General features: G+C 51.2%; 26 protein-coding genes. 10 read left to right on the top strand and 16 right to left on the bottom strand.

Translation table 11 applies throughout. The features are described from left to right. Positions 1-5: 5 nt before the first annotated feature. From csgG to csgD, 4 genes are read right to left on the bottom strand one after another with little or no spacing between them, the layout of a single operon-like run. Entirely contained in the window at positions 6-839 is an 834-nt protein-coding gene (gene csgG / locus I6L53_RS13145) for a curli production assembly/transport protein CsgG (protein WP_042319727.1), read from the bottom strand. 25 nt (positions 840-864) lie between these two features. Then, on the bottom strand, positions 865-1,281 hold the full coding sequence (gene csgF / locus I6L53_RS13140) for a curli production assembly/transport protein CsgF (RefSeq protein WP_042319724.1): 417 nt from the start codon (positions 1,279-1,281) through the stop codon (positions 865-867). 26 nt (positions 1,282-1,307) lie between these two features. Beyond that, positions 1,308-1,697, bottom strand: a complete 390-nt coding sequence (gene csgE, locus I6L53_RS13135; protein WP_042319723.1) for a curli production assembly/transport protein CsgE — start codon at positions 1,695-1,697, stop codon at positions 1,308-1,310. A 4-nt stretch (positions 1,698-1,701) separates the two neighbouring features. After that, positions 1,702-2,352 (bottom strand): biofilm master transcriptional regulator CsgD, encoded by a 651-nt coding sequence (gene csgD, locus I6L53_RS13130; protein ID WP_042319721.1) that lies wholly within the window; start codon positions 2,350-2,352, stop codon positions 1,702-1,704. Positions 2,353-3,115: 763 nt separating this feature from the next. On the opposite strand from csgD, the gene csgB reads away from it, so the two are divergent. The 6 genes from csgB (at position 3,116) to I6L53_RS13100 (ending at position 6,976) form a co-directional block, all read left to right on the top strand. Further along, complete coding sequence (gene csgB / locus I6L53_RS13125; RefSeq protein WP_042320100.1) at positions 3,116-3,571, top strand: curli minor subunit CsgB; 456 nt, start codon at positions 3,116-3,118, stop codon at positions 3,569-3,571. Positions 3,572-3,611: 40 nt separating this feature from the next. After that, positions 3,612-4,067 carry a curli major subunit CsgA gene (csgA, locus tag I6L53_RS13120; protein ID WP_042319720.1) on the top strand — a complete coding sequence of 152 codons (456 nt, stop codon included), beginning with the start codon at positions 3,612-3,614 and terminating at the stop codon, positions 4,065-4,067. 60 nt (positions 4,068-4,127) lie between these two features. Next, positions 4,128-4,460 (top strand): curli assembly chaperone CsgC, encoded by a 333-nt coding sequence (gene csgC / locus I6L53_RS13115; RefSeq protein WP_042319718.1) that lies wholly within the window; start codon positions 4,128-4,130, stop codon positions 4,458-4,460. Positions 4,461-4,606: 146 nt separating this feature from the next. Next, positions 4,607-4,930 (top strand): type 1 fimbrial protein, encoded by a 324-nt coding sequence (locus I6L53_RS13110; RefSeq protein WP_042320097.1) that lies wholly within the window; start codon positions 4,607-4,609, stop codon positions 4,928-4,930. A gap of 89 nt (positions 4,931-5,019) precedes the next feature. Beyond that, positions 5,020-5,553 (top strand): O-acetyl-ADP-ribose deacetylase, encoded by a 534-nt coding sequence (gene ymdB / locus I6L53_RS13105; RefSeq protein WP_042319717.1) that lies wholly within the window; start codon positions 5,020-5,022, stop codon positions 5,551-5,553. Beyond that, the gene (locus I6L53_RS13100; protein ID WP_042319716.1) at positions 5,495-6,976 is read left to right on the top strand and encodes a phospholipase D family protein; all 1,482 of its coding nucleotides are present in this window, start codon (positions 5,495-5,497) and stop codon (positions 6,974-6,976) included. Before ymdB ends, I6L53_RS13100 begins: the two co-directional genes overlap by 59 nt. Before the next feature lie 14 nt (positions 6,977-6,990). Here the strand turns inward: I6L53_RS13100 and mdoC are convergent, their stop codons facing one another. Beyond that, positions 6,991-8,151 (bottom strand): glucans biosynthesis protein MdoC, encoded by a 1,161-nt coding sequence (gene mdoC, locus I6L53_RS13095; protein ID WP_042319715.1) that lies wholly within the window; start codon positions 8,149-8,151, stop codon positions 6,991-6,993. A gap of 280 nt (positions 8,152-8,431) precedes the next feature. Here mdoC and mdoG point away from each other — a divergent pair, with 280 nt between their 5' ends. From mdoG to I6L53_RS13080, 3 genes are all read left to right on the top strand, one after another. Continuing rightward, positions 8,432-9,967 carry a glucans biosynthesis protein MdoG gene (gene mdoG, locus I6L53_RS13090; protein WP_084196578.1) on the top strand — a complete coding sequence of 512 codons (1,536 nt, stop codon included), beginning with the start codon at positions 8,432-8,434 and terminating at the stop codon, positions 9,965-9,967. Continuing rightward, positions 9,960-12,488: a glucans biosynthesis glucosyltransferase MdoH gene (mdoH, locus tag I6L53_RS13085; RefSeq protein WP_042319709.1), complete on the top strand. Its 2,529-nt coding sequence runs from the start codon at positions 9,960-9,962 to the stop codon at positions 12,486-12,488. Before mdoG ends, mdoH begins: the two co-directional genes overlap by 8 nt. A gap of 84 nt (positions 12,489-12,572) precedes the next feature. Further along, on the top strand, positions 12,573-12,800 hold the full coding sequence (locus I6L53_RS13080) for a YceK/YidQ family lipoprotein (protein WP_042319706.1): 228 nt from the start codon (positions 12,573-12,575) through the stop codon (positions 12,798-12,800). On the opposite strand, the gene I6L53_RS13075 is transcribed toward I6L53_RS13080, so the two are convergent. From I6L53_RS13075 to I6L53_RS13065, 3 genes are all read right to left on the bottom strand, one after another. Beyond that, complete coding sequence (locus I6L53_RS13075) at positions 12,801-13,175, bottom strand: MysB family protein (protein ID WP_042319704.1); 375 nt, start codon at positions 13,173-13,175, stop codon at positions 12,801-12,803. It lies immediately after the preceding gene. An 81-nt stretch (positions 13,176-13,256) separates the two neighbouring features. Continuing rightward, complete coding sequence (gene mdtG, locus I6L53_RS13070; protein WP_042320096.1) at positions 13,257-14,477, bottom strand: multidrug efflux MFS transporter MdtG; 1,221 nt, start codon at positions 14,475-14,477, stop codon at positions 13,257-13,259. A gap of 159 nt (positions 14,478-14,636) precedes the next feature. After that, a complete protein-coding gene (locus I6L53_RS13065) occupies positions 14,637-15,557 on the bottom strand; it encodes a Kdo(2)-lipid IV(A) acyltransferase (RefSeq protein ID WP_042319702.1) in 921 nt (306 codons plus the stop codon). 226 nt (positions 15,558-15,783) lie between these two features. Between I6L53_RS13065 and trhO the strand changes: the two genes are divergently transcribed. Further along, entirely contained in the window at positions 15,784-16,836 is a 1,053-nt protein-coding gene (gene trhO, locus I6L53_RS13060; protein ID WP_042320094.1) for an oxygen-dependent tRNA uridine(34) hydroxylase TrhO, read from the top strand. 85 nt (positions 16,837-16,921) lie between these two features. On the opposite strand, the gene I6L53_RS13055 is transcribed toward trhO, so the two are convergent. From I6L53_RS13055 to I6L53_RS13020, 8 genes are all read right to left on the bottom strand, one after another. After that, a complete protein-coding gene (locus tag I6L53_RS13055; protein WP_042319700.1) occupies positions 16,922-17,497 on the bottom strand; it encodes a YceI family protein in 576 nt (191 codons plus the stop codon). After that, entirely contained in the window at positions 17,494-18,066 is a 573-nt protein-coding gene (locus I6L53_RS13050) for a cytochrome b (protein ID WP_042319698.1), read from the bottom strand. The genes I6L53_RS13055 and I6L53_RS13050 overlap by 4 nt, the downstream gene beginning before the upstream one ends. Before the next feature lie 261 nt (positions 18,067-18,327). Next, a complete protein-coding gene (locus I6L53_RS13045) occupies positions 18,328-18,441 on the bottom strand; it encodes a YceO family protein (RefSeq protein WP_042319697.1) in 114 nt (37 codons plus the stop codon). A gap of 46 nt (positions 18,442-18,487) precedes the next feature. Continuing rightward, entirely contained in the window at positions 18,488-19,609 is a 1,122-nt protein-coding gene (solA, locus tag I6L53_RS13040; protein WP_042319695.1) for an N-methyl-L-tryptophan oxidase, read from the bottom strand. 114 nt (positions 19,610-19,723) lie between these two features. Continuing rightward, complete coding sequence (gene bssS, locus I6L53_RS13035; protein ID WP_042320092.1) at positions 19,724-19,978, bottom strand: biofilm formation regulator BssS; 255 nt, start codon at positions 19,976-19,978, stop codon at positions 19,724-19,726. Between the two features lie 352 nt (positions 19,979-20,330). After that, positions 20,331-20,576 (bottom strand): DNA damage-inducible protein I, encoded by a 246-nt coding sequence (gene dinI / locus I6L53_RS13030; RefSeq protein WP_042319691.1) that lies wholly within the window; start codon positions 20,574-20,576, stop codon positions 20,331-20,333. A gap of 75 nt (positions 20,577-20,651) precedes the next feature. After that, complete coding sequence (pyrC, locus tag I6L53_RS13025) at positions 20,652-21,698, bottom strand: dihydroorotase (protein WP_042319689.1); 1,047 nt, start codon at positions 21,696-21,698, stop codon at positions 20,652-20,654. Between the two features lie 102 nt (positions 21,699-21,800). Further along, positions 21,801-22,361, bottom strand: coding sequence for a lipoprotein (locus I6L53_RS13020; protein ID WP_042319686.1), 561 nt, complete (start codon positions 22,359-22,361; stop codon positions 21,801-21,803). Positions 22,362-22,478: the final 117 nt, after the last annotated feature.

Genomic DNA, 22,478 nt, shown 5'->3' with positions numbered 1-22,478 from the left:
AGTCATCAGGATTCCGGCGGGACCGACATATGGCGGTATTTCACCAGAATGTCGTTCTGGCGATCGGCCTTATTTTGCAAATCCCACAGCCCGCGATCGATACCATCGTTGATGAGGAAGATGACGCCCGTTTCAATGGCGGACATCAGGCATAACATCACCGGCTCGTTGGAGGTGTAGCCAATTTCACCTTCCAGCAGTCTCTGGTAATCGATAAAGCGGAACACCCCTGCCTGCACTTCATAAGACAGAATGGTTTTACTGGTATTGACCGAGGAGAGGATCTCACCGGTGCTGACGTTGACCACGCGCAGGTTCACCGCAATCTGGTCAAGCTGGTACTGCGTGTCTGCGCCAATACCGAAGTAACGGGCGCCAACGCCACCGGATTTCACGTTACTTTCGTAGCCGATAATCGATCCTTCAACCATGATGTTTGCTGCCGTCAACGACTGTAGCGGGACCCGATTGTTGATGGCAACGGTTCCGTTTTCCTGGGCAGCACGAATGATTTTACGTTCGTTCAGCAGGTTTTGCAGTCCCTGACGCTCCAGCGGTACAAACCAGCGAGAATCCTTCAGCGCCGTGACCAGCATCGCGGTGGCGCTTTGCGGGACGGCGGTTGAGAAGTTACTGGCCGGGTAGGGTTTAAACTGGCCAGTTTCATCCTGAATGTTATACACCGAGACAAAAATTTTGCCCGTTGGCGACGGTAAATGCGTTAAGTCCTTATAACTTTGCGCACGGGGCATTAATGTCGGCTTAGCGGCTTCTTTTGGCGGGGCGGTCAAGCATCCGCTCAGTAAAATGACGGCGACGAGTATAAGTAAGCGCTGCATGATAATTGTCCTTACGAAGCGGTGCTTAGAAACCGGTGGAATCTGACTGTAAACCCGACACTTCTATTGTCGAGGTTTTTCCCGTTTTCCTGTCCGTGACATTTAGCTGCAACTGACCATCCCGGTTGGCAATATCAACAATGAAATCATTGGTCACCATCCTGCCGGGTTTCCCCGTGTTAATATTGGTCAACAGCCCGCCCAGAATTTGTGACTGAATGGCCTGAGTGAAGTTATCCAACGCAGAGGGAGTTTCAATTCCGTAATCGTCGTTATAACTGGGATCTTTATAAGAGTTCTGCGCCTGGGCGCTGTTCAGTAAAAAAGAACCGTTATTGGGGTTTCCACCAAAGTTGGGATTACGGAACTGGAAGGTCATATTTCCGGCCCAACTTAATGGCGAAATAAGCATGAGTACAACCACTGCATGTTTGACACGCATTACAGCCTCCGGACAAAAATCACTCTTTAAAATTCGTCATGCGTTAAATCGCCGGTGCTCAATAGGGTTTGATCTATTTGCCGACGGTTTAAAGCGTCCTCGGTTTGCGCCAGTGCGAAGACAACCGTTTTTTCGAAGTCTCTTTTCGTTGGAAATAAAAAAGTCTGGAATATAACGTCCTGATTAACCGTTATGGTGATCCAACTTCCCCAACGTGCACTGGGTCGCTCATTGATGGTCAAATTGCCTGGATAGTCACTTTCCCATTTATCGCTAAAAGCCCGGTAAAAATCGTGGCCGATAGACGAAACCGTGTGGTCAGTTAAGAGTCCAGGCACTTCAACTTCAATAGCCTGCGTAGCGCTGGCAGCGAGCAGAAGCTGTGCCGCTACGAGCCAGGTCAAATAGCGTTTCATGGCTTTATCGCCTGAGGTTATCATTTGCCCACGAAACCGCCTGGGTACGATTTTTAACGGCTATCTTTTTAAAAAGATTATAAAGATGCGTCTTGACCGTATTTTCACTGATAAAAAGTGAACGCGCGATTTCGATATTAGAGGCGCCGATACGCAGCTTATTCAGGATCTCTTTTTCGCGATGAGTCAGGAGAGCCGACTCTGTGCTGTTGTAGCGGTAATTACCTGAGTGAGTGATCAGATAGCTGGCCAGTTTCTGTGAGAAGTAGCATTCTCCCCGCAGGATCCCTTGTAAACCATTTACGACACGCTCTTCGTCATCCGCTACGTAAAAAACACCATTGATATGCGGCCAATTTTCAATATCCCGATAGGGATAATCATCGGGGGTGTTCAACAATAACGTCTTTAAATTGTTGTTCTTCCGACTTAAGTTGTCTTGCCAGTAATGGATTAGCTTTTTATCCGCTTCCATCATATCGACTAAAACAATGCAACTGGTGGAGATATCATCCAGAGAACGCTGAATATTATGCAGTTTTCCGGTGAGGGCCAGAGATTGTTTTAAATGCTGCAATAATGCTGTGGCTTGCAGGGATGGTTTAGTGATCAACAATAATGTATGACCATGAATACTATGGACTTCATTAAACATGATGAAACCCCACTTTTTTAGTCGCACACCTGACAGTTGCCTTTACAAATCAGGCACCAGAAGTACTGACAGATGTTGCACTGCTGTGTGTAGTAAAATAAGAGTCAGCCCGAACGGGTCAAAATATTAATACAAATGAACTACAACTGATTTCAATCTAGCCATTACAAATCTTAAAGCAAGTGTTAAACATGTAACAGAATGTAAAAATATATATTAATTTGTTAATCTCTGGCTAATTTTAAGTTTAGATTTGATAGAAAAGTTGTACATTAAGCCGTTATTGCACAGATTTAAAAAATCATACAAATTATATTAACCTACTGAATTTAAACTGATAACTGAAAATATCGCCAGCACTTCATCTGCTAAAAAATTGCTTCCCCATAACATCCTTTAGCGCTGTGCATTTTGATGAAGAAAAAAACGATGCTTGTCACGACTTGCTCATCTCTCTCTTCTTCAACAGCACAACAGTGGCTGGAAAGTCGGCTGTACAGGCTGGTGGCTGGCGTCATGAAAATGCATCAACGGCACATCGGAAGAAAATAAAATAAGCGTAAATAACAGCGCATTCGTGCCCTGATTAGTACTTTGGGGTGAGCGAATATATAAAAATACAACTGCTGGGTGAGTTATTTAAAATGTTTCCGCAGACATACTCTTCATCGTAACGCGGCGTTAACAAATTACGTTTAGCGTTAACAACGAAATTGATGAGAAAGTTATTTTCTCGATGTACGACCAGGTCCAGGGTGACAACATGAAAAACAAATTGTTATTTGTGATGTTAACAGTACTGGGTGCGCCTGGGATTGCTTCCGCAACAAGTTATGATTTAGCGCATTCAGAATATAACTTTGCGGTAAATGAATTAAGCAAGTCTTCATTTAATCAGGCAGCCATTATTGGTCAAGTCGGCACTGATAATAGTGCAAAGGTACGCCAGGACGGTTCTAAGCTTTTGTCGGTGGTTTCTCAAGAAGGTGGAAATAACCGGGCAAAAGTTGACCAATCAGGAGCTTATAACTTTGCATATATTGCACAGTCGGGTAATTCCAACGATGCCAGTATTTCGCAAAGTAATTACGGTAATACTGCGATGATTATCCAGAAGGGTTCTGGAAATAAAGCAAATATTACTCAGTATGGTACGCAGAAAACAGCAGTTGTAGTGCAGAGACAGTCGCAAATGGCAATTCGCGTAACTCAACGCTAATACATTGGCGACGCTTAAATCAATCCGATGGGGGTTTACCATGAAACTTTTACAAGTGGCAGCATTTGCAGCAATCGTGGTTTCTGGCAGTGCTCTGGCTGGTTCCGTTCCACAGTGGGGCGGCGGCGGTAATCACGGCGGTGGCGGAAGCAGTTCTGGCCCGGAATCGACTCTGAGTATCTATCAGTTCGGGACCAATAACGCCGCACTTGCGCTGCAAAGTGACGCTCGTAAATCAGACACTACAATCACTCAGCACGGTTATGGTAACGGCGCTGATGTCGGCCAGGGTTCAGATAACAGCACCATTGATCTGACTCAGAAAGGCTTCAAAAACAACGCCACCATCGATCAGTGGAACGGCAAAAACTCCGATATTACTGTGAGTCAATACGGCGGACGTAACGCCGCGCTGGTTAACCAGACTGCTTCTGACTCCAGCGTTCTGGTTAAACAAGTTGGTTTCGGTAACAACGCCACGGCTAACCAGTACTAATTCAGTTTATGTGCTGAATATAAACAGGGCGAAAGCCCTGTTTTTTTTCGGGAGGACATTATGAATACCTTATTACTCCTTGCCGCGCTCTCTAATCAGATTACCTTTGCGACAACCCAGCAAGGTGACATTTACACCATTACGCCGCAGGTTACCCTGACGCAACCCTGCGTGTGTCAGGTCCAGATTTTAGCCCTTCGCGAAGGTGTGGCGGGACAAAGTCAGTCACGACAGAAAAAGACCCTTTCTCTGCCTGCTAATCAGCCCATTGATTTGACCAGACTCAGTTTAAATATCTCTGCACAAGACACCGTCAAAATCGTGGTTACGGTTTCTGACGGTCAATCGCTGCATTTATCGCAACAGTGGCCGCCCTCTGCGAAACCGTCATAACTGGCTGATTATTTATGCGGTTACAGTGGCAGAGGCGAGGTGACTGAACTATGAATAGAGTGACGCGGAATGCGTGACTCCCGGGCTAAATCACCGTCAGGGAAAACATCACCCCTCAAGGATGAATGTTCATTGAGGAAACCATCATGCCGTTATCTGTCACGCGTAAAGCAAACGTTCTACTTTTCAGTCTTCTTGCCCTGTATTCCGTCGCTACCGCGGCGGATACGAGAGGACAGGGCGGGGTTATTCATTTCTCCGGTCAAATTGTGGAACCGCCCTGCGAGGTGAGTCAGATGCAGCAGCGCCTTGCGATGTCATGTAATAATAAGGGGCACATGCAGACCCGCTATTATTCCCCGCAGCAATTGCTTAAGGCACCACAGCACTTTAAACAAATCGCCGCGGTTAACCTGCACTATCTTGATGAACAGAAAACGCTGGCGGTGATGAGTATCGATTACCGCTGAACAGGTTGGTCAGACAAACTCACGAAAAAAGCGATTTCACGGTAACCCCTGCTGTACACTTACAGAATAGAGTGAAGCAAGGAGGTTCTATGGAATCGCGTATTCATGTTATCCAGGGGGATATCACTACCGTTGCCGTTGATGTCATCGTCAATGCCGCAAACTCGTCGCTGATGGGGGGCGGAGGCGTTGATGGGGCGATCCACCGTGCCGCCGGGCCTGCATTACTGGAAGCCTGCATGAAGGTCAGGCAGCAGCAGGGGGAGTGCCCAACGGGTCATGCGGTGATCACGCTTGCCGGTAACCTCCCAGCCAAAGCGGTTATTCATACTGTCGGTCCAGTCTGGCGCGGCGGTGAGCATAACGAAGCGCAACTTTTACAGGATGCGTACTTCAATAGCCTGAATCTGGCGCTGGCAAATGGTTATACCTCGATCGCGTTTCCGGCAATCAGCACCGGGGTCTATGGGTATCCGCGCGCGGCGGCTGCAGAAATTGCGCTCAAGACCGTTTCGGAATTTATTACCCGCCGTCCGTTACCTGAGCAGATATACTTTGTCTGTTATGACGAAGAAACAGCCCGACTTTACCAGCGTTTACTCACCCAGCAAGGCGATGAATGATCTGACCCGGCTCGCCCGCGCAACATCTCCTCTGTGTGAAAATCATCCCGGAGAATGCGGCATCCTGGCGCTGGATGACAGTCTGGACGCTTTTGCCGCCCGCTACCGGCTGGCGGAAATGGCGGAGCATACGCTGGATGTTCAGTACTATATCTGGGAAGACGACATGTCCGGGCGACTGCTGTTTGCCGTACTGCTGGCGGCGGCAAAACGTGGCGTTCACGTGCGGCTGTTGCTCGATGACAACAACACGCCAGGGCTTGATGATACCCTGCAACTGCTCGATGCCCATCCCAACATTGAAGTCCGCCTGTTTAATCCCTTCTCTTTTCGCATGTTGCGGATGCTGGGCTATCTGACCGATTTTGCCCGTCTCAACCGGCGGATGCATAACAAAAGCTATACCGCAGACGGTGTCGTCACCCTGGTTGGTGGGCGAAACATTGGCGATGCCTATTTTGGCGCGGGCGAGGAACCGCTATTTTCTGACCTGGACGTGTTGGCGATCGGGCCTGTTGTCAGGGAGGTGGGGGAGGATTTTGAACGCTACTGGCGCTGCGCGTCGGTCTCGACGTTGAAATCGGTGCTGGCGCTTTCGGAGCAAGAGATCACCCGGCGCATTGAGTTACCCGACGACTGGTACAATGACCCAATCACCCGTCGATACCAGCATAAACTGGAAACCAGCGCCTTTATGACCCATCTCGATCGCGGGGCGCTACCGCTCATCTGGGCGAAGACCCGGCTATTGAGTGACGACCCTTCAAAAGGTGAGGGGAAAGCACAGCGTCACTCTTTACTGCCGCAACGACTGTTTGACGTGATGGGCTCACCCGCCGAACGGATTGACATCATCTCCGCCTATTTTGTTCCGACCCGGGCAGGCGTCGCGCAGTTACTGAAACTGGTCCGTAAAGGCGTCAAAATTGCGATCCTCACCAACTCATTAGCTGCCAATGATGTGGCGGTGGTGCATGCTGGTTATGCGCGCTGGCGGAAGAAGCTATTACGTTACGGCGTAGAACTGTATGAGTTAAAGCCGACGCGTGAACACGACGTCATTCTTCACGACCGCGGCCTGACCGGTAATTCCGGCTCCAGCCTGCACGCCAAGACGTTCAGCATTGATGGACGCAAGGTATTTATTGGCTCGCTCAATTTTGATCCGCGCTCCACGCTGTTGAACACTGAGATGGGGTTTGTGATTGAAAGCGAGACGCTGGCGACGCTGATTCACCGACGATTCACCGAGAGCCAGCGCGATGCGGCCTGGCAACTGCGGCTCGATCGCTGGGGGCGAATCAACTGGGTGGATCGGCAGCAGGAGCCGGAGCAGGTGTTAAAAAAAGAACCCGCCACAGGATTCTGGAAGCGGGTTCTGGTACGACTGGCAACACTATTGCCTGTCGAGTGGCTGCTTTAATGTAGCAGGAAGCATTAGCCAGTCACTTTTTTGCTTTGTTCCTGTCTGACCGGCGGCTTGCCAGAGAAGAGGAATTTGAGCAGCGGAATGCGCAAATGAATTTCGTACAATACCAGCGCGATACCCACGACAAAGATCAGCCCGCAGAGAAAGCCCATCAGATTCGACGTGATATGCGGCGTAATCCAGGCTCCGTAAAACAACGTTAACGGATGATGCACCAGATAGATAAACAGCGATGCATTGACAAAATAGGTGACGCGGGCGGACTGGAAATTGAGTAAACGGTGGCCGAGGGAAAACACCACATTGACCATCCACAGTCCGAGCACCATAGTGATGACATATTCCGTTTCGTACATCCAGGCGTCGCCACTGCCGTAGCGCTGATTCAACAAATAGGCGATGAAAGCGAAAGCCGCCGCCAGTGTGCATCCCCGGGAAGGCGTGGTGAAAAGCGCTTTCAGCGTGGGTGAGATAAAGGCCAGCGCACCCAGCACAAAGAAAGGCACATAAAAGAGCGTTTGCATCACAACGAAATTAAACAAACCGTCACTCAGGATCGACGGGTAAACAATGAACAATGTCCGTCGTATCACCGCGTAGCCAATACCCAGAGAGAAAAAGATCAGCGTCAGTTTGCCCATCGACACAGCGGCCAGCCGCTGTTTATCCGTTCTTTCCAGGTTTTTCCGCATTCGGGTAAATACCCACAAACTGACGGTTGTTAATACCACCAGCACCAGTAAAAACCAGAGGTGAGAAATTAACTCCCAGACCAGCGTATTATATTTTTCATACAGCGAAAGCGAATGCCAGCTGTCGGCTTTTCCCTTGACATATTGCAGCATAATAAATTGCGGCAACGTCAGCAGCGGAATAGCGGTGAGCATCGGAATGCCCACGCGTTCGACGCGTACTTTCCACCAGCGTTTCAGTGGGTAACGCAGGAATAACATGTACGAAAAATAACCTGAAATAACGAAAAAGACCTGCATTCGGAAGGCATGGATAAAATCGTTAAACAGCGTCAGCCACCATGACGGTTCAGCGCTGTTCACATGCCAGCTATGGCCGGAATAGATTAATGAAATATGGAAGGGAATACCCAACAACATCAGCCAGGCGCGGATGGAGTCAAGAAAATATTCACGCTGTGCGGGTATGGGATTCATAGCGGTTTTCGTATTCTCAGATTCTCAGACTAATCGTCTTATCCCTAAGGCGATTAATAGTTACAGTCGGTGGCAACCCTACACGAAGAACAACGACCTGTCTCCAGGATAAGCACGCAAAGTGAAAAAGGGTCCGGCGAGGTGCCTGAACCATGAGCCAGCGTGCTGAACAATGCAGGGATTCAGTTGTCCTAATGCCTGATTATCCATTAAAATAGATCGGATCGATATAAGCACACAAAGGGGGAAGTGCTTACTAATTATGAAACATAAATCACAAATGATGAAAATGCGTTGGTTGGGTGCGGCAGTCATGTTAACGCTGTACACGTCGTCGGCCTGGGCCTTCTCCATCGATGACGTTGCAAAGCAAGCTCAATCTTTAGCCGGTAAAGGCTATGAGGCGCCAAAAAGTAACTTGCCCTCCGTTTTCCGCGACATGAAATATGCGGACTATCAGCAGATCCAGTTTAATCGCGATAAAGCATACTGGAGCAATCTTAAGACCCCATTCAAGCTCGAGTTCTACCACCAGGGTATGTACTTCGACACGCCGGTCAAAATCAATGAAGTCACGGCAACGGCTGTCAAAAGAATCAAATACAGCCCGGACTACTTTAATTTCGGCGATGTGCAGCATGATAAAGACACGGTAAAAGATCTCGGCTTTGCGGGTTTCAAAGTGTTGTACCCGATCAACAGCAAAGATAAGAATGATGAAATTGTCAGCATGCTTGGCGCGAGTTACTTCCGCGTTCTGGGCGCAGGTCAGGTTTATGGTCTCTCTGCGCGTGGTCTGGCCATCGATACCGCGTTGCCCTCAGGTGAAGAATTTCCCCGCTTCCGTGAGTTCTGGATCGAACGTCCAAAACCGACTGACAAACGCCTGACGATTTATGCGTTGCTGGACTCTCCGCGTGCGACCGGGGCCTATCGTTTTGTGATAATTCCTGGGCGTGACACCGTCGTCGACGTGCAATCGAAAGTCTACCTGCGCGATAAGGTCGGCAAACTCGGCGTGGCACCGTTAACCAGTATGTTCCTGTACGGGCCGAACCAACCTTCTCCTGCGACCAACTACCGTCCGGAACTGCATGACTCCAACGGCTTGTCGATTCATGCCGGCAACGGCGAATGGATCTGGCGTCCGCTGAATAACCCGAAACATCTCGCGGTGAGCAGTTTTGCGATGGAAAACCCGCAAGGGTTTGGCCTGCTGCAACGTGGCCGTCAGTTCTCTCGTTTTGAAGATCTCGAGGACCGTTACGATCTGCGTCCAAGCGCCTGGATCACGCCGAAAGGCGAGTGGGGCAAAGGTAAGATTGAACTGGTTGAAATTCCGACCAATGATGAAACCAACGATAACATCGTGGCTTACTGGACGCCGGATCAACTGCCTGAACCAGGCAAAGAGATGAACTTCAAATACACCCTGACGTTTAGCCGCGATGAAGACAAACTTCATTCACCGGATAACGCCTGGGTGCAGCAGACGCGTCGTTCCACTGGCGATGTCAAACAGTCGAATCTCATTCGCCAGCCAGACGGCACGATCGCTTTCGTGGTGGACTTCACCGGCACGGACATGAAAAAACTTCCGCAGGATACCCCGGTTACCGCGCAAACCAGCATCGGCGACAACGGCGAGATCGTGGAAACAACGGTGCGTTACAACCCGGTCACTAAAGGTTGGCGTATGACGATGCGCGTGAAAGTGAAAGATGCGAAGAAAACCACTGAAATGCGTGCTGCATTGGTCAATGCCGATCAGACGTTGAGTGAAACCTGGAGCTACCAGTTACCTGCCAATGAATAAGACAACTGAGTACATTGACGCTTTGCCGCTTTCGGACATTGAGAAAGCGGCATTGCCGAAAACTGACATCCGCGCGGTGCATGAAGCGCTGGATGCCGAGCATCGCCGTTACTCGCGAGAAGACGATTCGCCGCAGGGTTCTGTTAAGGCTCGTCTGCAACAAGCCTGGCCAGACTCGCTGGGTGAAGGGCAGTTGATCAAAGATGACGAAGGGCGCGACCAGCTTCAGGCGATGCCAAAAGCCAAACGGTCCTCGATGTTTCCCGATCCCTGGCGTACCAACCCGGTTGGGCGTTTCTGGGACCGCTTGCGTGGCCGTGACGTTACGCCGCGCTATCTGGCGCGTCTGACCAAAGAAGAGCAGGAAAGCGAGCAGAAGTGGCGTACTGTCGGCACGATTCGTCGTTATACGCTGCTGTTGCTGACGTTGGCGCAGACGGTCGTTGCGACCTGGTATATGAAGACGATTCTGCCATATCAGGGCTGGGCGTTGATCAATCCGGCGGATATGGTTGGCCAGGACCTCTGGGTCTCCTTCATGCAACTGCTGCCGTATATGCTACAAACCGGCATTTTGATCCTCTTTGCGGTGCTGTTTTGCTGGGTTTCAGCCGGGTTCTGGACCGCGCTGATGGGCTTCCTGCAATTGCTGATTGGGCGTGATAAGTACAGTATTTCGGCGTCAACGGTCGGTGACGAACCGCTGAATCCGCAGCACCGTACCGCGCTGATTATGCCGATCTGTAATGAAGACGTTGATCGCGTTTTTGCGGGCCTGCGCGCCACCTGGGAATCGGTAAAAGCGACCGGCAACGGCGAGCATTTCGATGTCTATATTCTCAGTGACAGCTACAACCCCGATATCTGCGTCGCAGAGCAAAAGGCGTGGATGGAACTGATTGCTGAAGTACAGGGCGAAGGGCAGATTTTCTATCGCCGTCGTCGCCGTCGCGTGAAGCGTAAAAGCGGCAACATTGATGACTTCTGTCGTCGCTGGGGCAGCCAGTACAGCTATATGGTGGTACTGGACGCTGACTCCGTGATGACCGGTGAGTGCCTGAGTGGTCTGGTGCGTTTGATGGAAGCGAACCCGAATGCCGGGATTATTCAGTCATCACCGAAGGCATCCGGCATGGACACCCTGTATGCCCGTTGCCAGCAGTTTGCGACGCGCGTATACGGACCCTTGTTTACTGCGGGTTTGCACTTCTGGCAGTTGGGGGAATCTCACTACTGGGGCCACAACGCCATCATCCGCGTGAAGCCGTTCATCGAACACTGTGCGCTGGCGCCGCTGCCGGGCGAAGGCTCTTTTGCCGGTTCTATCCTGTCCCACGACTTCGTGGAAGCGGCGCTGATGCGTCGTGCAGGGTGGGGGGTGTGGATTGCTTACGATCTGCCTGGCTCTTATGAAGAGCTGCCGCCGAACCTGCTGGACGAACTGAAGCGTGACCGCCGCTGGTGTCATGGGAACCTGATGAACTTCCGTCTGTTCCTTGTGAAAGGGATGCACCCGGTTCACCGCGCCGTGTTCCTGACCGGGGTGATGTCTTACCTCTCCGCGCCGATGTGGTTCATGTTCCTCGCGCTGTCGACTGCGCTGCAAGTGGTACACGCGCTCACTGAGCCGCAATACTTCCTGCAACCGCGGCAACTGTTCCCGGTCTGGCCGCAGTGGCGACCTGAACTGGCGATTGCGCTGTTTGCCTCGACGATGGTGCTGCTGTTCCTGCCGAAACTGCTGAGTATTCTGCTCATCTGGTGTAAAGGCACCAAAGAGTACGGTGGATTTATTCGCGTAACGCTGTCGCTGCTGCTGGAGGTGTTGTTCTCCGTATTGTTGGCACCAGTGCGCATGCTGTTCCACACCGTCTTCGTAGTGAGCGCCTTCCTTGGTTGGGAAGTGGTCTGGAATTCACCGCAGCGTGACGATGACTCCACGCCGTGGGGCGAAGCGTTTATGCGTCATGGTTCGCAGTTGCTGCTGGGGCTGGTGTGGGCGGTTGGCATGGCGTGGCTGGATCTGCGCTTCTTGTTCTGGCTGGCGCCGATTGTCTTTTCGCTCATTTTGTCACCGTTTGTTTCGGTGATCTCCAGCCGTTCAACGGTTGGTTTGCGCACCAAACGCTGGAAGCTGTTCCTGATCCCGGAAGAGTATTCGCCGCCGCAGGTGTTGGTGGATACCGATAAGTATCTGGTGATGAACCGTAAACGCGCGCTTGACGATGGCTTTATGCACGCGGTGTTTAACCCGTCGCTGAACGCGCTGGCGACAGCGATGGCGACAGCGCGTCACCGGGCGAGCCAGGTGCTGGAGATTGCCCGCGATCGCCACGTTGAACAAGCGCTGAACGAAACGCCGGAAAAACTGAACCGTGACCGCCGTCTGGTATTGTTGAGCGATCCGGTGACGATGGCGCGTTTGCACTATCGCGTCTGGAATTCGCCAGAGAAGTATTCGTCGTGGGTGAATTACTATCAGGGGATCACCCTGAATCCGCAGACGCTGAAAACTCAGTAAGCGCCATCCGGCGAAATCATCTGAAAAATACCGGCCAGTGCCGGTATTTTTTTATACTGAAGGAAATGAATGAAGAGGTATCACATGCGACTCGTAGCGGTAGGCATCATGGTAATGCTGTTAAGCGGCTGCGGCAGCATTATCAGCCGGACAATTCCCGGACAGGGCCATGGGAACCAGTACTATCCGGGCGTGCAGTGGGACGTTCGGGACTCAGCATGGCGCTATGTCACTATCCTCGATCTGCCATTCTCACTGGTGTTTGATACACTGCTGTTGCCGCTCGATATGCATCATGGCCCTTACGAGTAATTACCGCTCATCCCACTCATCGGCTGCGGTTTGCCCCTCTTCAGTGTCCAGCGGGGGTTCAAGCTGAAATTCGCCTTCATCCCATTCATGCAGGGTATTTTCTTCCAGCCATTCCTGGCGGATCTCTATCTCATCATAATCGCCGTCGAAGACGCTTTGAGCTGCCTCACCGCTGAGCATCGGCAGGCATTCGCCTTCTTCCCCTTCGTCGGCAAAAAACTCGACCTGCCACATGATGTCACCATCCTGTAGCACATACTTTTGCACGTTAAGCTGCTGTACATTGGCTTCGTCCTGCTCAAGCTCAGGATGGTCCGCCATAAATTCTTCACGGGCTGAGTCAATGGCTTCTTCCAGCGTTGCATACATGGTCATCTGAGTCTCCCTTTGATTTGATGAGGTATTCAGGGAAAGAATAGCTGATTCTCCGGTTATGCAAGTATGAATGCTAAAAAATCATCCCACGGTTCGCGAGAGCGCGCGACGGCGCAGGCTGTTCCAGGAGTAAATGGCGTTAAATAATACCACCCCGGCGGTGACCAGAAAGACGGCGCGGAAGCCGTAGTTGGCGGAAATCGCTGCGCCCATTAATGGGCCAGTCACGTTGCCGATATCGCGAAACGACTGGTTATAACTGAAGATGCGTCCAGCGATTTGATTCGTCGAGTTATAGACCAACAGCGTCTGTACCGCCGGCAGCAGCGCGCCGTCGGCAGCTCCCAGTAAGAAACGCAGCACTGCCAGTTGCCACGGAGTCTGAACAAAGGACATCGGGATCAGCAGCAGAACAGAAAGCATCAGCGCGACGATGAGGATTTTTTCCGGTCCGATGCGGTCTCCCAGCTTGCCTAACCTTGGTGCGCTGAGTAACGCCGCGACGCCGGGTACGGAGGCGATCATCCCGCTGATAAACGCAATATTGCTGACGTTACCCGCCAGTTCGCGCACGTAAAGCGTCAGAATGGGGGCAATGGAACCCGTCGCTACCTGGATAATCAGCGTTGTAACAAACAGACTCAGGACCAGTTTGGGGTTTTTAAGCGTGGCGACCACTTCCCGGACGCGCAGCATCTCTTTCTTGCTGATTGGCTTAAAGTTTTCGCGAATAAAAAACAGCGTCAGTAAAAAGCAGATCAGCAGGACCGTTGCGGTGATGAAGAAAACCGGGCGCAGGCCGTACTGGTCGGCGAGCAACCCTCCAGCCAGTGGACCGAGCAGCGCACCGCTGACGCCGCCAGTCGAGAGCGTCCCCAGCGCCCAGCCGCTTTTATTACGCGGGACCTGGGTGGCGATCAGGGCGTTGGCATTGGGAATGAATCCGCCCAACAGTCCAAGCAGCGCGCGCAGCAGCAGAAATTGCCAGATGTTCTGTGCAACCCCCATCAGCAGCATCACAATCGCCATCCCCAGCGCAGAGCGCAGCAGCATGATCTTTCTGCCCTTACGATCGGCGAGTCCGCCCCAGAAGGGGGAGGCGATAGCAGAGAAAAGAAACGTAATACTGAAAACCAGCCCGGACCACATATTGAGCGCACTGTGGCCCGTTACGCCGAGTTGTTCGACGTATAACGGTAAAAACGGCATCACCAGGCTGAATGCGGCGCCGGTTAAGAAACAGCCGAGCCAGGCGACGGTGAGATTACGTTTCCAGTTGATGGGGGTATCAGAGGGTGACATAACGATCCGCGTGTGATGCGCTGTTGGCGCGATCGGGCAAAAAAACGAATATAAATTAAGCATATTCATTATGCGCCTGTCGGCGGAGGGTCGCAATGTGGGGAGCTTTTATCGCTAAAAGCGGTGAAAAAGCAGCCCGAAAGGGCTGCTTTTCAGGATTTAATAGCGGGAAGGCACGCCAGCAGGGCGCGTTTTGAAGCGACGATGCAGCCACATGTACTGCTCCGGTGCCATCATGATGCACTTTTCGACAATCTTGTTCATCCAGGCGGCGGTGGTCTCTGCGTCGTCCAGCGGCGGTGAGCACTCTGGCGGTAACATAATCAACTGGTAACCTTTGCCATCAGGCTTGCGACGCGGCACAAACGGCACCAGGCAGGCATTTGACATCCGTGCGAGCATCCAGGTGCCGGAGGTGGTGGCGGCCTGCTCGACGGCAAAAAGCGGGACGAAGACGCTGGCGCGCGGGCCATAGTCGTGGTCCGGCGCGTACCATACCACTTCGCCTTTTTTCAGTGACCTGATCATTCCTTTCAGGTCTTTGCGATCGAGCATAGATTTGTTGGAGCGCATACGACCCCAGGTCTGGAGCCAGTCGAGCAGTGGATTATCATTAGGACGATAAACGCCGATGCCGGGTTCCTGCAAACCGAACTGGCGCGCGCCCAGTTCCAGGGTCAAAAAGTGCAGTCCCACCAACAAAATGCCACGCTGTTGGCTTTGAACGTCACGAATATGCTCCATACCGATCACTTCGGTCCAGCGGGCGATGCGACGATCGGACCAGAACCAGGCCATTCCAGTTTCCAGCAGGCCCATACCAACGGATTCAAAGTTTTTAACCACCATCGCATGGCGCTCGCGCTCACTCATCTCGGGAAAACAGAGTTCGAGATTACGATATGCAATTTTCGTCCGGCGCTTCATCAGACGAAACGCCAGGTGGCCGAGTGTATGGCCAAGACGATAGAGAATCGGGTAGGGCAACTGCACGACCAACCAAAGTGAGCCAATACCGAGCCAGGTTAACCAATACCGTGGATGCAGTAATGCTGCGGAGAACTTAGGTAAATTCGTCATGTCTTTCCTGTTGTGTACCTTAAAACGGGCAATTATCTGTATTGTTGCATTTTTTCGCTTTCAGAAAAAATTTGTGGCTTCAGGATGGCGATAAATGCAGCAAATGTTGTTGAGTTTTTAGTTTGAAGAAGGAAATGTAGCGCAAAATGTATGGATGTAAATTGGCACTGATTGCTATATGATGCCGCCGATTCTGATTTTCACTATTTTGCAGGACTCGTACACCATGCCAGTGTTACATAACCGCATTTCCAATGATGCCCTCAGAGCCCGGATGTTGGCTGAAACTGAGCCGCGCACCACCATTTCGTTCTACAAATATTTTACCATCGCAGACCCGCAGGCCACACGCGATGCGTTGTATCAAAAGTTAACAGCGCTGAATGTTTTTGGTCGAATCTATCTGGCGCATGAAGGTATTAACGCCCAAATCAGCGTACCGCAAAGTCAGGTTGCGGCGTTTCGTCAGCAGCTGTATGCCTTTGATCCGGCACTTGACGGCGTGCGCCTGAACATTGCTCTGGAAGATGACGGGAAATCCTTCTGGGTACTGCGAATGAAAGTACGTGAGCGGATTGTGGCGGATGGCATTGAGGATCCGAGCTTTGACGCCAGCGATGTCGGCGATTATCTCAAGGCCGCCGAAGTGAACGCGATGCTCGACGACCCGGATGCACTGTTCATCGATATGCGTAACCACTACGAATATGAAGTGGGCCATTTTGAGAATGCGCTGGAAATTCCGGCTGACACCTTCCGTGAACAGTTGCCAAAAGCGGTCGAGATGATGCAGGAGCACAAAGATAAAAAAATTGTGATGTACTGCACCGGCGGCATTCGCTGCGAAAAAGCCAGCGCCTGGATGAAGCACAACGGCTTCAGTAAAGTGTGGCACATTGAAGGCGGTATCATTGAATATGCCCGCAAGGCCCGTGAACAGGGGCTACCGGTGCGTTTTATTGGCAAAAACTTTGTGTTTGATGAGCGCATGGGTGAGCGCATTTCAGATGAGGTGATTGCCCATTGCCATCAGTGCGGTGCGCCGTGCGACAGCCACACTAACTGTAAGAATGACGGTTGCCATCTGTTGTTTATTCAGTGTCCGGCGTGTGCGCAGAAGTACAACGGCTGCTGCAGCGAGATCTGCTGCAAAGAGAGCGCGTTACCGGAAGACGAACAGCGTCGCCTTCGCGCGGGACGCGAGAACGGCAATAAGATTTTTAATAAGTCGCGAGGACGGCTGAATACGAAACTGGGTATTCCGGATCCTACCGAGTAATTGTGTTGCCGGAGGGGGGACAACCCTGCATCCGGCCAGCAATATCAGGCCCGATGGCAAAACGCTATCGGGCATCATGTCTTTTTTACTTCTGCTGCACGCCTTCAACTGAGATGATCAAATCCACTTCCTGCGAAGCGGGACCCAGATCGGTAGTGATGTTGAAGTCCTTCAGCTTAATTTTACCTTCAGCTTCAAAACCCGCACGTTTGCCGCCCCACGGATCGTCTCCCTGACCGATCATTTTTGCTTCGAGTGTTACCGGCTTTGTCACACCGTTAAGCGTCAGGTTCCCGGTGATGTCCAGTTCGTCGCCGTCTTTCTTCACGCTGGTGGAGGTAAAGGTTGCCTGCGGGAATTTTGCCACATTCAGGAAATCAGCGCTGCGCAGGTGCTTATCACGCTCGGCATGGTTGGTATCCACGCTGTTGGTGTTGATGGTCACGTTCACTTTATCTGCCGCAGGATCCTTCTCATCAAAAGTAAAGGTTCCGTCGAAGTCTTTAAATGTTCCGTATAACCAGCTATACCCCAGGTGCTGAATGCGGAAATTAACAAAGGCATGTTGTCCCTCTTTGTCGATTTTATAATCCGCTGCTACGGCGGAGCCGGTAGCAAACAGCAGAGAGGCGAGGGTTAAACCCAGCAGGCTTTTTTTCATTTTTGAGCTCCATAGTCAGATGACGACTTACCCAACATGCGATTGAGGGTGTCGTCTTTATCTATAAAATCGTGTTTAAAGGCCATCAGGCCATGCAGAACAGAAAGAATAACGACGGTCCATGCCAGCCACAGGTGCACGCTTCCGGCGAGATCGGCCTGAACAGCGGCATCCGCAAAGGTCGCCGGGACGTCAAACCAGCCGAAAACGCTGATCGGTTTACCGTCCGCAGTTGAGATCAGGTAACCGCTGATGACGATACTAAACAACATCAGGTATAACGCGAGGTGTCCCAGCGTCGCCCCCGCTCGGGTCAGGGGCGAATAGCTTTTCAGTGGCTTTGGCGGCGGAGAGAGCAGACGCCAGATCACTCGTACAACCAGACCCATCATCAGCAGGATCCCGATGCTTTTATGCAGCTCCGGCCCCTGATGATACCAGCCATCGTAATAGCTCAGCGTCACCATCCAAAGACCAAGCGCAAACATACCGTAGACCACCAACGCGGTCAGCCAGTGGAGCAGGGCGGAAATAAGACCATACCGCTGATGAGTGTTTAAAAATTGCATAAAAATTCCATTTCATAGCTCAGGATTGAATGAAAATGGCGCGTAAGAGACATAAATGCAACTAAAAAATAACAATGAAAGGGATATTTAAAGTTTGTTCAACAGTTTTGCAATAATTTTGAATTTTTGTTCAATCTATTCGGCAAAAAAGACGTACTGGAGACGGCTGGATGGGGATTAGGCACAGGAAAATTGTTCAAAAAATCTAAATAAAATTTAGTGAAGTTTCAGTTTTTGTCAATGTTTGTCAATGAAGCTGACTCAATAAAACATAATGTAAATAACATCAAGAATCGCCAGCAGCGACCATAAAATAACGTAGAGCATAAAATGCTCGCGAATATTGTTGACCAGATAAAGAAACAGACGACGCATATTTTAATCACCATAAAAAAGGCCTCATTACGAGGCCATATAACGATTATGCCGTAAATCGGGAGAGCCTGAATGGCGTCAGGTCAAAAGCCGATGGTTTTTCCTGGGCAAAATCAGCGGCAATTTCACCCAATACTGAGGCAAATTTAAAACCGTGACCACTTAACCCGGTCACGATCAGCGTATTGTCATGTCCTGGCAGCGTGTCGATGATAAAGTCTTCATCCGGCGAGTTGTCATAGGTGCAGGCCGCGCCGTGCAGACAGCAACCGACCCCCGGAAGAACATTGCGCAGGAACGGGAACGCTTCGGATCCATCGCTGGCGATGCTGGCAAACGGTTTGCGTTCAGCTTCTGAATGGATAAGTTGTCCGCCGTTGTGTTTACCGATCTTCAACTCGTCGTTCTCCGCCGGGAAACCGTAGTATTGATCGCCATTGGGCAGTTCGCCGGTGAAGGCCGGGAATTTATTCTTGATGCTATAGCGCCCATCGGCCTGATACCAGGCAAACACTTTTCGTACTGGCTGAATTGGCAGATCGGGGATCAAGGACTGAACCCAGGTTCCGGCGCTTACCAGCGCTTTCTTCGCGCTGTACTCACCGTCAGCCGTTTCAACGGTGACATCGCCGTCATCATCATGACGAATAGCCGTCACCGGACAGTTGAAGAGTTGTGCGCATCCGGCCTCTTCTGCGAGACGGATCCAGGTTTTTATCGCCAGTTCACTGCGTAAAAAACCGGAATCGGCTTCGAACAGACCGATGTAGTCAGCGGGGACGCGAATTTCAGGCCAGCGCGCCATAATGGCGTCAGCATCCAGTTGCTCAACGTTTAATTGCCACTGTTTGGCGCTGTGTGCGACGTTCGTCAGGAATGGCGAATCGGCAGGGCCAAGATTAATGACGCCGGAACGGACAAATATCGGTTCTTCATTATGGGGAGAGAGTTCCTCCCACAGCGCCTGCGCGCGCAGTACCAGTGGTACATATTTTTCACCTTCGCCATACGCGTGGCGAATCAGTCGCGTATCACCGTGATGGCTGCCCTGCTGATGCGGGGGCATATGTGCGTCGGTCATCAGAACGTTTAACCCGGCGCGAGTGGCATAATAACCGGCGGCTGCTCCAACGGATCCGCTGCCTATAATGATTAAGTCGTATTTCATCGGTTTCTCTCTGCTGTCGCGTTTGATGCAGAGTAAATAAGTGAACTGCGTAATACAACCCAAAATAGCAAAGGCACCACGAAGGTGCCTTTTTAAGTGAGAATGTCCGTCTCGTTAATGCCGACGGTACTCATTGACCTGGTAATCGCCGGATTCGATTTTGGCAATGCCGGCTTCTAATATCGAAATAAATTGTCTGGCAACATCGGTGGTTAACCAGAGCGTTTGACCCACTTCCGTACCATCTGGTTCAGGGCGATTCGGAGTCTGGTAGTGCAAACGCAGCATCAGCGCGTCATAGCTATCTACGGTGCTGATGTCCCATCCCACAAGCGGATGAGTCTGAATGACTTCATTATTCTTTTCCATCATGCCCCCTAATTCGTGTTACAAGACAACGGTTTTCGAGGTTCAATGCGTTTTTATCTGAAGCAACTTCAGTATATCAATAAATAAGGGTATTCACTGAGATTTTAAAGAGGGAGGAGCATAAATTTCTGCAAATTAAGAATTTATGAGTAATTAATCACCATCTTGTTCACTCTTTTTAAGTATGTTGTGCAATATTTTTGCGTGACAGGTGAAAATATAATCAATTGTCAGGACGGCGTGGTTTTTTAAATGGAGCCTGTAAAGAGGTTGTCTGAAGGATAGCAGGATAAAAATGACAGGATAAAAAAAGCCGGGGCGACCCGGCAAAAAAGACTACGGCATAGCATTTTTATTCTTTAATGAACCAGTCGTCGGCGCTCTCCCAGGTTTCCTGGAGAATTTCGCTGATCCGTTCTTTATCCTCTTTCGTCGCGCCGATCACGGACAAATTATTCGCCGCAGCGTAACGAACGGTCACGTTACCGTCATTGTCGGGAAAGTGGTGAGTAATACGGCGGGAGAGTTCACCTGCCAGGGCGTCAATGGCACCGGCAGGCAAAGGTGAAGTTTTAGCAATAGTGACTTCAATACGCATAATGGCCCCCTGTTGAATATACTGGTTATTTATACAGTTAACTTGACCAGGTTACAACAGGCGGCGCTGTTTTTTTTACTTTTTGATTGACCAGCGTACCGTTTCGCCCCCGAGGAACGGCACCAGCGTATCGTCGGTCAGCGTGATGCTCTCCGGAACCTGCTGCTCCTCACGTACCAGCTCAATGAAGGTTTCATTCACCGGCAGACCGTAGAATCGCGGACCGTTCAGTGAACAGAAGGCTTCAAAGTGCGTCAGGGCATTCATCTCTTCAAACACGCTCGCATAACTCGCCAGCGCCGTCGGGGCGTTAAAGCATCCGGCGCAGCCACAGCTCGATTCTTTACGATGACGGGCGTGTGGGGCGGAGTCGGTACCGAGGAAGGCGCGTTCAAAGCCGCTGGCAACCAGTTCTCGCAGTGCCTGTTGGTGTACATTGCGTTTCAGGATCGGCAGGCAGTAAAGGTGTGGGCGAATCCCACCCACCAGCATGTGGTTACGGTTAAACATCAGGTGCTGTGGCGTGATCGTCGCGGCCAGTAACTCGTTACCATCACGGACATACTCCGCCGCATCTTTGGTGGTGATGTGCTCAAAGACGACTTTCAGTGCGGGCAGGCGCTGGCGCAGGGGCTCCATCACCGTCTCAATAAAGCGCGCTTCGCGGTCAAAAATGTCGATATCGGCGTGGGTGACTTCGCCATGTACCAGCAGCGGCATACCCAGTTTTTCCATGCGCTCAAGTACCGGCATGATTGCATCAATGGAGGTGACACCATGGCTGGAGTTGGTGGTGGCATTGGCCGGATAGAGTTTTGCCGCGGTGAAAACGCCTTCGCGAAAACCGCGCTCCAGTTCAGTGGGGTCGAGCGTGTCCGTTAAATAACAGGTCATCAGCGGGGTGAAGGTGTGTCCGGCAGGGACCGCATCGAGTATGCGCTGACGGTAGGCGATTGCCGCATCCACCGTGGTGATCGGTGGTGCCAGGTTGGGCATCACTATCGCACGTGCATAAATGTCGCTGGTGTACGGCACGACCGTTTTCAACATTTCGCCATCGCGAAGGTGAAGGTGCCAGTCGTCTGGGCGGCGAATCTTTAAAACCTGGGAGGGTGCAGTCATCAATATGCTCCGGCTGGGGGATGTCATTTTTGCCGGAAACAAAGGATATGCGGAAACGTTTTCGTTTGCACGTAAAAAAAGGCGCCGCAGCGCCTTTGTCGGTTAATCCGTGAACGGGATGATAATTTCGCCCGGTTTCACTTCAATTCCTTTCGCATATTTCTTCGCCAGCGCTTCGCCCTTGCTGCTGTCTTCGCGCAGGACATACGCCGGTTGCTGGTTAAAGTAATTGCGTAGCGACTGGTTCAGATAGGGCATCAGAGTTTGCAGCACCGACTGCATTTTTTCCGGCGTCACGGTGGCATCCACCACTTCCATTTCCTGCAGGAAGATGGCGCCTTTTTCTTTATTAAAGACTGGCAGCGCTTTCAGTTTCAGCTTGATGGTTGCCTTCTGGCTACCAAATAGCGAATTCATATCCAGGTTTGCATCGCCGGTCAGCGTCACTTTGTTTGGCTCTTCACGCCCGATCTGGCTGGCGAGGTTGTTCAGTACGATATGTGCATCGGCAACGCCCGGAAGTCCGATATCTTTGGCAAAGTTGTTACGCTTTTCGAGCGCCTGATTAATTTCTTGTTCACTTACGGTGTACTGTGTGAGCTGATTACAGCCGGTCAACAGGCCGCCAACTATCAATGCGGCAGCAAAAAAAATTCTCTTCATGGGGTTCCTCTACATGATGCGATCATCATAATCCTGACATAACGCAGCATGTGTCACCAGCGCGCACTCCGCCAGTAGAAAAAACTGAAAATAGCGGTGGCCTGTATAACCCAGCCA

The sequence above is a fragment of the Citrobacter farmeri genome, assembly GCF_019048065.1.
Lineage (GTDB): Bacteria > Pseudomonadota > Gammaproteobacteria > Enterobacterales > Enterobacteriaceae > Citrobacter_A > Citrobacter_A farmeri.
This window is presented reverse-complemented; position numbering and strand designations above follow the sequence as displayed.

Coding starts and splice junctions, on each gene's coding strand:
- csgA (WP_042319720.1), top strand. CDS start 3,612: ATGAAACTTTTACAAGTGGCAGCATTTGCAGCAATCGTGGTTTCTGGC.
- pyrC (WP_042319689.1), bottom strand. CDS start 21,698: ATGACTGCACCCTCCCAGGTTTTAAAGATTCGCCGCCCAGACGACTGG.
- csgF (WP_042319724.1), bottom strand. CDS start 1,281: ATGCGTGTCAAACATGCAGTGGTTGTACTCATGCTTATTTCGCCATTA.
- mdoC (WP_042319715.1), bottom strand. CDS start 8,151: ATGAATCCCATACCCGCACAGCGTGAATATTTTCTTGACTCCATCCGC.
- csgC (WP_042319718.1), top strand. CDS start 4,128: ATGAATACCTTATTACTCCTTGCCGCGCTCTCTAATCAGATTACCTTT.
- mdoG (WP_084196578.1), top strand. CDS start 8,432: ATGATGAAAATGCGTTGGTTGGGTGCGGCAGTCATGTTAACGCTGTAC.
- csgE (WP_042319723.1), bottom strand. CDS start 1,697: ATGAAACGCTATTTGACCTGGCTCGTAGCGGCACAGCTTCTGCTCGCT.
- bssS (WP_042320092.1), bottom strand. CDS start 19,978: ATGGAAAAGAATAATGAAGTCATTCAGACTCATCCGCTTGTGGGATGG.
- I6L53_RS13065 (WP_042319702.1), bottom strand. CDS start 15,557: ATGACGAATTTACCTAAGTTCTCCGCAGCATTACTGCATCCACGGTAT.
- csgD (WP_042319721.1), bottom strand. CDS start 2,352: ATGTTTAATGAAGTCCATAGTATTCATGGTCATACATTATTGTTGATC.
- csgG (WP_042319727.1), bottom strand. CDS start 839: ATGCAGCGCTTACTTATACTCGTCGCCGTCATTTTACTGAGCGGATGC.
- ymdB (WP_042319717.1), top strand. CDS start 5,020: ATGGAATCGCGTATTCATGTTATCCAGGGGGATATCACTACCGTTGCC.
- I6L53_RS13075 (WP_042319704.1), bottom strand. CDS start 13,175: ATGACCATGTATGCAACGCTGGAAGAAGCCATTGACTCAGCCCGTGAA.
- trhO (WP_042320094.1), top strand. CDS start 15,784: ATGCCAGTGTTACATAACCGCATTTCCAATGATGCCCTCAGAGCCCGG.
- csgB (WP_042320100.1), top strand. CDS start 3,116: ATGAAAAACAAATTGTTATTTGTGATGTTAACAGTACTGGGTGCGCCT.
- I6L53_RS13020 (WP_042319686.1), bottom strand. CDS start 22,361: ATGAAGAGAATTTTTTTTGCTGCCGCATTGATAGTTGGCGGCCTGTTG.
- I6L53_RS13050 (WP_042319698.1), bottom strand. CDS start 18,066: ATGCAATTTTTAAACACTCATCAGCGGTATGGTCTTATTTCCGCCCTG.
- dinI (WP_042319691.1), bottom strand. CDS start 20,576: ATGCGTATTGAAGTCACTATTGCTAAAACTTCACCTTTGCCTGCCGGT.
- I6L53_RS13110 (WP_042320097.1), top strand. CDS start 4,607: ATGCCGTTATCTGTCACGCGTAAAGCAAACGTTCTACTTTTCAGTCTT.
- I6L53_RS13055 (WP_042319700.1), bottom strand. CDS start 17,497: ATGAAAAAAAGCCTGCTGGGTTTAACCCTCGCCTCTCTGCTGTTTGCT.
- mdtG (WP_042320096.1), bottom strand. CDS start 14,477: ATGTCACCCTCTGATACCCCCATCAACTGGAAACGTAATCTCACCGTC.
- I6L53_RS13080 (WP_042319706.1), top strand. CDS start 12,573: ATGCGACTCGTAGCGGTAGGCATCATGGTAATGCTGTTAAGCGGCTGC.
- I6L53_RS13100 (WP_042319716.1), top strand. CDS start 5,495: ATGACGAAGAAACAGCCCGACTTTACCAGCGTTTACTCACCCAGCAAG.
- I6L53_RS13045 (WP_042319697.1), bottom strand. CDS start 18,441: ATGCGTCGTCTGTTTCTTTATCTGGTCAACAATATTCGCGAGCATTTT.
- mdoH (WP_042319709.1), top strand. CDS start 9,960: ATGAATAAGACAACTGAGTACATTGACGCTTTGCCGCTTTCGGACATT.
- solA (WP_042319695.1), bottom strand. CDS start 19,609: ATGAAATACGACTTAATCATTATAGGCAGCGGATCCGTTGGAGCAGCC.